The 9,048-nt window shown below is 35.6% G+C and carries 5 protein-coding genes; all 5 read left to right on the top strand.

Going from position 1 to position 9,048, the window contains the following annotated elements; translation table 11 throughout:
* Positions 1 to 167: 167 nt before the first annotated feature.
* The 5 genes from ACTNDS_RS16190 to hsdR all read left to right on the top strand — a co-directional run bounded on the left by ACTNDS_RS16190 (position 168) and on the right by hsdR (position 8,994).
* On the top strand, positions 168 to 827 hold the full coding sequence (locus ACTNDS_RS16190) for a 3'-5' exonuclease (protein ID WP_441036807.1): 660 nt from the start codon (positions 168 to 170) through the stop codon (positions 825 to 827).
* A gap of 266 nt (positions 828 to 1,093) precedes the next feature.
* Positions 1,094 to 1,984, top strand: a complete 891-nt coding sequence (locus ACTNDS_RS16185; protein ID WP_441036806.1) for a Fic family protein — start codon at positions 1,094 to 1,096, stop codon at positions 1,982 to 1,984.
* A gap of 100 nt (positions 1,985 to 2,084) precedes the next feature.
* Entirely contained in the window at positions 2,085 to 3,809 is a 1,725-nt protein-coding gene (locus ACTNDS_RS16180; protein WP_441036805.1) for an ATP-dependent nuclease, read from the top strand.
* A 25-nt stretch (positions 3,810 to 3,834) separates the two neighbouring features.
* Positions 3,835 to 5,646: a GmrSD restriction endonuclease domain-containing protein gene (locus ACTNDS_RS16175; protein ID WP_441036804.1), complete on the top strand. Its 1,812-nt coding sequence runs from the start codon at positions 3,835 to 3,837 to the stop codon at positions 5,644 to 5,646.
* Between the two features lie 69 nt (positions 5,647 to 5,715).
* The gene (hsdR, locus tag ACTNDS_RS16170) at positions 5,716 to 8,994 is read left to right on the top strand and encodes a type I restriction-modification system endonuclease (RefSeq protein WP_441036803.1); all 3,279 of its coding nucleotides are present in this window, start codon (positions 5,716 to 5,718) and stop codon (positions 8,992 to 8,994) included.
* Positions 8,995 to 9,048 lie beyond the last annotated feature (54 nt).

The raw sequence follows: 9,048 nt of genomic DNA, 5'->3' as shown, positions 1-9,048 counted from the left end.
AGGTGCTATGCACCCAGCCGGGAGCATAGCGCCGTTTGTTGTCAGCAGCCCGTTTCACGGTCTGCGTGTAGTTCCTTGTAAACTGACCTAAGATAAAGGAAAAATACAATATTAACAAAAATAATCAAATTGCAATATTATGTAGGGGAAGTGGAACGATACAAGTTTTGGATAAAGCGATAGAGACTCCGCATAAAGTTTTTAATGAAACGCCCTTGGATAGAGATAATTCTGAATGGGGGAGATTGTTTAGGAGCTTACTTGTTGCAAAATTTGAACCAGATACATTTCCGGTGGATTATGCGGAACAATTATTTTCTGAAGAATTAGATCCCGAAAAATACCATAGCGCACTTACGTGGTGTGACAAGATTTTCAAAAGCTCACCAGAAAATATGTTGGCTGTGCTGGATGAGTTTGAGAAGATAGCTAACTTGGTGTATCCAGGAAAGAAAGATAAGAGAGCTTTAGAACTGTTACAGGGGATTATAAAGGATAAGGAGTTACTTCAAAACTATATACCTGCAAAAGACAGTGAAATTACGATTATGACGTTACACAAATCCAAAGGGCTTGAGTTCAATATTGTGTTTCATATGGACATGTATAAATATATTATTTCTGATGAGTGGGGAGATGCAGAGGAAATAAAACAACTACTTAATTTGCATTATGTAGGAGTTACTCGTGCAATAGATGCGTGTTACATAATGAATGGAACAAAGAGGTTCCGAGCAAAGAAAAATGATTTCTATAAAGCAGAACCATCTTCATTCTTAGGTCTTAAAGGATTAGCGGAACGTAGAAACGATGTTTGTTGGAAATGACACATGATGATTAGCAGAAACCAGCTCGGAAACGGGCTGGTTTCTTTATCGGCAAAATTGCAGGTAAATCACATAAATATTGATAAAAATGTGATTCTCACCACTCTTTTATGTATTTTGCGGTGATGGAGAAAGATAAAGGATACCGGGAACGGCAAAAATAAAACAAAATAGCGAGATGAAAGTTTGATATATTGCCGATAATGTGGTATACTATATCATAGTAAAGTGTAAATTTAGATTTGATTTATAACGGAGGAGAGCAGATGCGATACCTTTCAGTTGGTGAAATAGCAAAAAAATGGAATGTTTCAGAGCGCAGCGTAAGAAACTACTGTGCCCAGGGACGTGTGCCTGGTGCATTTCTTACCGGCAAGACTTGGAATATTCCTGAAAATGCGGAAAAGCCAGAGCGTTCCAACAAGAAAAAGGAACAGCCTGTTACATTGCTGGATATTCTGCAGGAGCAGAAAGCAAGCAAATATTCCGGTGGTATTTATCATAAGACACAGATTGATTTGACATATAACTCAAACCACATCGAGGGCAGCCGCCTGACCCACGATCAGACAAGATATATTTTTGAAACCAACACCATAGGTGTAGAAAATGAAGTGTTGAATGTGGACGATGTGATTGAAACAGCAAATCATTTCCGTTGCATTGATATGATTATTGATAATGCAAAAGCTGCGTTGACAGAGAAGTTCATTAAAGAACTGCATCTGATTCTGAAGAATGGAACCAGTGATTCCAGAAAAGATTGGTTTGTTGTTGGTGATTACAAGAAATTGCCTAATGAAGTCGGTGGTATGGATACAGCTCTTCCGGAAGAAGTTGCCGATAAAATGAAAGCTCTGCTGACAGAGTACAACGGAAAAGAAGAAAAGACATTCGAAGATATTCTGGACTTCCATGTAAAGTTTGAGCGAATTCATCCTTTCCAAGACGGCAATGGTCGTGTAGGCAGACTGATTATGTTTAAGGAGTGCCTAAAATATAATATTGTTCCGTTCATTATCGAAGATAATCTGAAACTGTATTATTACCGTGGCTTGAAAGAATGGAACAACGAAAAAGGCTTCCTGACAGATACATGTCTGACAGCACAGGATAAATATAAAGCGTATTTGGATTATTTTAGGATTGCATATTAAGACGATAAAATCTAAAAATATTAAAGTGAAACATTCAGTTTAAAGAAATATATAGGTCATGCTTGCAGACTTATGTATAGTTACTTGGAGAGGTGAGCATATGAGAATATCTGAAGTTACAATAGAGAAATTTCGCTCTATCAAGAAAGCGACTTTTAGAATGAGTGATATTACAGCTGTTGTTGGTGAGAATAATGCGGGTAAAACGGCTGTATTAAGAGCATTAAATGCAGTTCTAAATTATAAGCATGAAGAGGAAAGTTTTATTAACAAAGCACACAGATATGCACCACGTAACAATACGTATATAACAGTTGTTTTTGAAGATATTCCTAACAAAATAATTTATGAAAACAAAATATATGATAATAAATTAGCGATAAAGTTTTCTTTTTCTTATGCGGATAACAAGAAAAAGTATATCTTGCTTAAAGGTCGTGATTCGGAAAACTTAGATGACTCCTTTATGCAGGAATTATCTAAAGATATTATGTATGTTTATATTCCAGCAGGAAGAACAAACAAGGATGTTAGATGGTCGGATAATTCGATCTTCAAGGATTTGATTACAAGCTATACAGCGCAATATACAGTAAACAGAGACATGATATCTGGCTATGTAAGAAAAGCTACAGATAAAATTCATGATACAGTTCTTAAAAAATTAGAGAAAGAAATTAACGAGTTATACATGCAAAATAAAAGCATGGATTTTAAAATAGCTTTTCCTGAGAATTTAGATTATACCGTATTACTCAGAAATATTGAGTTTTCATTAAATGAATACGGGGTTAATTATTTGTTACAAGAGTGGGGAAGCGGAACCAAAAGTTTGGCTGTAATTGCAATGCATAGAGCCAATGCGCTGCTAAAAAATGGAAGCATAGTGCTGGGAATAGAGGAACCAGAAACAAACTTACATCCACAGGCTCAAAAAAGATTTATTATGTCATTGCGTCAACAGTTGCATTCAAATGAAACACAATCGATTTTTACAACACATTCAACTGTTTTAGTAGATGAGTTGGATCATGAAGCTATATTATTAGTGAGAAGGGTTAATGATTCTTCAAGAGGGTTTATTTCGCAAATCAATCAATTGCCCGCAGATTTTTGGACGAAATATGATATTGAATCTTTTAAACATTATCAATATTTTGATTACAAAAATAGTGAATTCTTTTTCTCAAAATATGTTGTCATTGCGGAAAGTAAGAATGATTGTCAAATTCTCGAAAAGTTAGTAGCATCAGAAGTAGTGGAGAAAATTGCGGATGTAAGTTTTCTGGATGCTGGTGGTGTAGAAAGCATAAAATATCCTTTCTTTTTGTTAAAGGAACTTCAAATTCCATTTTCTATAGTTGTTGATAGAGATTTTTTCTTTCCATATATCAATAACAATGAACTGGATGCCAGTAGAAATGCTGTAACAGGTCTTCCTATTTATGGAGATGATGTTAAAAATGAAGCGATTATAAATTCTTTGTTTAACCAAGAAGAAAAACGGCAATTAACTGAACATCATAAAGCTGGATATAGAAAATTTTTTGATTTTATTAAAGAATATGGCATTGTATCCATGAATTATTGTTTGGAAATGGATTTGACCTGTTCATCAAAAGCTCGTGAAGAATACTATAGATTATTAAATGTTATGCCGGATAATAAAAATCAAAAGTTCTTACTCGAAAGAAACAAGAAAGCAATAAAAGATATAAAGAAAATAATGGAAGTAATGGATGGTATTCCGTTGATGTCATATCCTGAGAGTTATAAAAAAATCAGAAATTATCTGATTCAAAAAATTAATGAGAATACCAATTAGTTACATAAACGAAAAGAGGATATAGATGACTGGTGAAAAATTTACATTGATGCAGTATTCGGTTCATGCAATTCTTGGACTGATTGACGCAGAAGATTTTGTTATACCTGAAATTCAGCGTCCATTTGTATGGAAACGCAGTCAGGTTAGAGATTTAATAGATTCTTTGTACAATGGATATCCTACAGGTTATATCATTACTTGGAAGAATCCAGATGTAAAAACAAAAGATGGCGGCAAAGCGAACGGTAAAAAAGTGTTGATTGATGGGCAGCAACGAGTAACCGCTTTAATGGCTGCCATATCCGGAAGGGAAGTTCTGGATGATGATTTTAATAAGGAACGCATTAAAATTGCATTTAATCCATTGGCAGAAGATGAAACCAAAAGATTTGCAGTACAGGATGCTTCTCATTTAAAAGATAAGAAATGGATACCAGATATTTCTGTATTGTTCTCAGTTGGTTTTAAACAGAGAGCTTTTGAAAACGAGTATGCAAAAAACAATCCAGATGTGGATTTAGATGAGCTTTCTGAAACATTAACAAAGATAAAAGGCATTGCCAACAGGCAAATTGGTGTAATTGAATTAGATGCAACATTGGATATTGATGAAGTAACAGAAATCTTTATCCGAATTAACTCTAAAGGGACTGCTTTAAGCCAATCTGACTTTGTTATGTCTAAAATGGCGGCAGATTCGGTACATAATGGCAGCTTGATGAGAAAAACAGTAGATTACTTCTGCCATTTAGCTGTAAAACCGGATTTCTATGCTCATTTGGTTAATGATAAAGAATTTCAGGATTCTAAATATGCAGATAAAATCAAATGGTTAGCAAGTGATTATGATGATATTTACGATCCGGATTATGGCGATATGTTACGAGTTTCATTCATGCACCAGTTCAGACGTGGTAAATTAGCTGATTTGGTAAGTTTGCTGTCAGGTAGAGATTTCGTTACAAAGGAATTCCGTGATGATATCGTAGAAGAATCCTATAAAAAATTGGATGACGGTATCATGAATTTCATTAACAAATATAATTTTGCACAGTTTATTATGGCGATCAAAGGTGCTGGTTTTGTATCAAGTAAACTTCTTAATTCAAGAATGACCTTGGATTTTGCTTATACACTATACTTGATGTTGTTAGATGATCCAGAAATTCCTAATGCACAGATTAAGCGATATGTGCAGAAATGGTTTGTTCTCTCAACACTGACATCCAGATATATCGGTTCTCCGGAAACACAGATGGATAGAGATATGAGAAATATTGGTGAAAAGGGATTCTTGAAATTCCTTGCTGAAGTTGAAGCATCTGCTCTGTCAGAAAGTTTTTGGACTGTTACATTGCCGCAGTATTTGGAAACATCATCTATAAACAGCCCGGCATTTAATACATTCTTGGCTGCGCAGATTAATCGGAATTGTAATTCCTTGCTGATGAAAGGTACAAAAATTTCGGATTTAATAACAATATCCGGAGATGTTCACCACATCTTCCCTAAAGCTTATTTGAAGAAGAATGGTGTAACATCTAAGACAAAATATAATCAAGTTGCAAACTATATTTATTTGGACACACAGGTGAATAAAGCTGTAAGTGATGATGCACCGGCTACATATTTCACAAAAGTTAAAGAACAATGTGAAACAAAAGATATTATTTTGGGCAACATTTCAACAGAAGAAATGTTGGACGAGAACTTGAAAGAAAACTGTATCCCTAATAATATTTTTGAAATGAACGTAGAAAACTATGACGCTTTCCTGCAGGAACGCAGAAAATTGATGGCAAAACTCATTCAAGAGTATTATGAAGGATTATAATTTATACAAGAATGTTCCGATAATATTTTATTATCAGAACATAAGATAAACGGGAGGAGGACTAATTAAATGGCTTCCAATTTCAAATTTTTAGAAACAGAATTTCCGGTTCTTGCTAACTTTGGTGGCTTGGCAGAACAGTATTGTTATACAGACCCGAACTCATGCTTGATGAAACTGGGGATGATAGGAGAAACCATCGTAAATCTGATGTTTACATACGATAAGATCCCAGCACCTTATGATAATTCAGCATCAAATAGGATTAATGTTTTATCTTCTGAAGGACTTTTGACAAGAGATTTAACGGATATTTTACATGCGCTTCGCAAAGTGAGAAATAAAGCTGTTCACGAAAATTATGCCGAAGGCTCAGACTGTCCTGTTTTCTTACAAATGGCATACAGTTTGTCTGAATGGTTTATGCAGACTTATGGTGACTGGAATTACCAACATCAGGATTTTGTTATGCCTGCAAAACAAGAAAAGAAAACAGATAAGAATATCGTTTTCAACAAAGTTCAGGAAGCGGAAAAAGAAGAAGAACTTACAAAAGCAGCTATTGCTTGTGCTGAACAGGCTGAGCAGGTAGATAAGAAGGTTCGACTGAAACAGGCTAATAAAATGGCAAGTCAGCGTCAGAAGTCTGAAGCTGAAACACGATATATGATTGATGAACAGCTGCGTCAGGTGGGCTGGGAAGCCAATACACAGGAAATCCGCTATTCAAAAGGTACAAGACCAACAAAAGGTCATAATATGGCAATTGCTGAATGGCCAACAGATTCTACTGTTAGCAAAAAAGGCTATGCAGATTATGCACTATTTGTGGGTACAAAACTTGTTGGTATTATTGAGGCTAAAGCTGAACACAAGGATATTCCATCTGTAATTGATTATCAGAGTAAAGATTATCCAAGAAATATTCGTAAAGAAGATGCTGAATATCAGATTGGCACTTGGGGAGAATTCAAGGTTCCGTTTACCTTTGCAACAAATGGTAGACCTTATTTGGAACAGTTCAAAACAAAATCCGGTATTTGGTTCCTGGATTTAAGAGAACCGTCTAATGTACCTACTGCGTTGCATGGTTGGATTAGTCCGGATGGTATTATGGAACGTCTTGAAAAGGATATTCAGGCTGGTAATGATGCGTTACAGGTAATGCCGTATGACTTATTAATAGATAAAGATGGTCTGAATCTGCGAGAATATCAGGTGAAAGCGATCAAAGCAGCCGAAAAAGCAGTTATTGATGGTCAGAGAGAAGTTTTGCTTGCTATGGCAACGGGGACAGGTAAAACTCGTACCGTTCTTGGCATGATTTACCGCTTTTTAAAGACAAATCGTTTCAAACGTATTTTATTCCTTGTAGATAGAACTTCTCTTGGTGACCAGGCTTCAGATGTTTTCAAAGAAGTAAAACTTGAAGAATTGATGACCCTTGATGAAATTTATAACATTAAAGGATTGGATGAAAAGACGGTAGATAAAGAAACTCGTATTCAGATTGCTACTGTTCAAAGCATGGTAAAACGTATCCTTTATAACGAAGGTGAAGTAATGCCATCGGTAACAGATTTTGACTTGATTATTATTGATGAGGCTCACCGTGGTTATATTCTTGATAAAGAAATGGGCGATGTAGAAATTTTGTATCGTGACCAGCGAGATTATCAGAGTAAATATCGTACTGTAGTAGAATACTTTGATGCTGTAAAAATCGCACTTACTGCGACACCGGCATTACATACAACAGAAATTTTTGGACAACCAGTATTCAAATATACTTACAGAGAAGCTGTTATAGAAGGATATTTGGTAGACCATGATGCGCCGCATCATCTGGAAACAAAACTCAGCACTGGTGGTATTCATATTAAAAAAGGTCAGACAGTAACGATTTATGACCCAAATACCGGAGAAATAACCAACAGTGAATTATTGGAAGATGAACTGGATTTTGATATCGAAAACTTCAACAAGCAAGTTATTACCGAAAATTTCAACAGAACTGTACTGGCTGAAATCGCAAGAGACATTGACCCAGAAAATCCAGAGGAGCAGGGCAAGACTCTCATTTATGCGGTTGATGATCAGCACGCAGACATGATTGTTTCTATCCTGAAAGAGATTTATTCAGAAACCGGTGTTGACAATGATGCTATTATGAAGATTACTGGCAGCGTTGGCGGTGGTAATCCTAAGAAAGTAGCAGAAGCAATTAAACGCTTTAAAAATGAGCGTTTTCCAAGTATTGCTGTTACTGTTGATTTGCTTACAACCGGTATTGATGTTCCGGAAATCACAACATTGGTATTTATGCGTAGAGTAAAATCTCGTATTCTGTTTGAACAGATGTTGGGACGTGCTACCAGATTGTGTCAGAAGATTCATAAAACACATTTTGAGATTTATGATCCAGTTGGTGTTTATGATTCTTTAGAACCGGTAAACACTATGAAGCCTGTTGTCACAAATCCCACAACTACATTTACACAGCTTCTGGATGGTTTGGAAGAAGTGGAAGATAAAGATGTTGTACAAGTTCAGATAAATCAGATTATTGCAAAACTCCAGCGTAAAAAGCGCCGTATGAGTGAAAAAACTATGGAGCAGTTTATCAGTATGACTGATGGTATGGACCCGACTCAGTTTATTATTGATATTGAAAGACTAAATCCGGAAGATGCAAAAAAACGTCTGCTTGCATATAGAGAAATGTTTGCATATATTCAGCAGACAAAGGCCAATGGCGACAATCCGGTGGTTATTTCTGATGAAAAAGATGAATTGACTGGTCATACAAGAGGTTATGGTAATTCTGATAAACCGGAAGATTATCTGGATGCTTTTTCTGAATATGTTAAAACTCACATGAATGAGATTGCTGCATTGAGTATCGTTTGCACCAGACCAAAAGATCTGACAAGAGATGCATTGAAAGCATTAAGATTAACTCTTGATAGGGAAGGATTTACAACACAACAGTTGAATACAGCAATATCAGAGCTTACCAATGAAGAAATTGCTGCTGATATTATTAGCCTTATTCGTAGATATGCTATTGGCTCTGCATTGATTAGCCATGAGGCAAGAATTCGCAGAGCAGTAGATAAATTAAAAAAAGCTCATAATTTCTCAAAACAGGAGATGAGCTGGATTGGACGTATGGAAAAATACTTGATGGAAGAATCTGTATTAAACGTCCAGGTATTTGACGAAGATAGTCGTTTTAAGAGCTCCGGTGGATTTGTGAAAATTAATAAAATATTCCAGAATAAGCTGGAAGATATCGTTCTCGAATTAAACGAATATCTTTATGATGACGGAGGTAGGGTGGCATAATTTGAATATATGAACAATGGATGAGTATATTATTTAGTAACACTATTTTAGGAG

The organism is Blautia sp. HCP3S3_C12 (assembly GCF_052064155.1).
In the GTDB taxonomy this organism is placed as follows: Bacteria; Bacillota; Clostridia; order Lachnospirales; family Lachnospiraceae; genus Blautia_A.
Note: the sequence above shows the minus strand (reverse complement) of the source record. Positions and strands in the feature narration are given on the sequence as shown.

What these genes read in the sequence shown, in the direction of transcription:
- ACTNDS_RS16185 (WP_441036806.1), top strand. Translation starts at nt 1,094, where the DNA reads ATGCGATACCTTTCAGTTGGTGAAATAGCAAAAAAATGGAATGTTTCA.
- ACTNDS_RS16180 (WP_441036805.1), top strand. Translation starts at nt 2,085, where the DNA reads ATGAGAATATCTGAAGTTACAATAGAGAAATTTCGCTCTATCAAGAAA.
- ACTNDS_RS16175 (WP_441036804.1), top strand. Translation starts at nt 3,835, where the DNA reads ATGACTGGTGAAAAATTTACATTGATGCAGTATTCGGTTCATGCAATT.
- hsdR (WP_441036803.1), top strand. Translation starts at nt 5,716, where the DNA reads ATGGCTTCCAATTTCAAATTTTTAGAAACAGAATTTCCGGTTCTTGCT.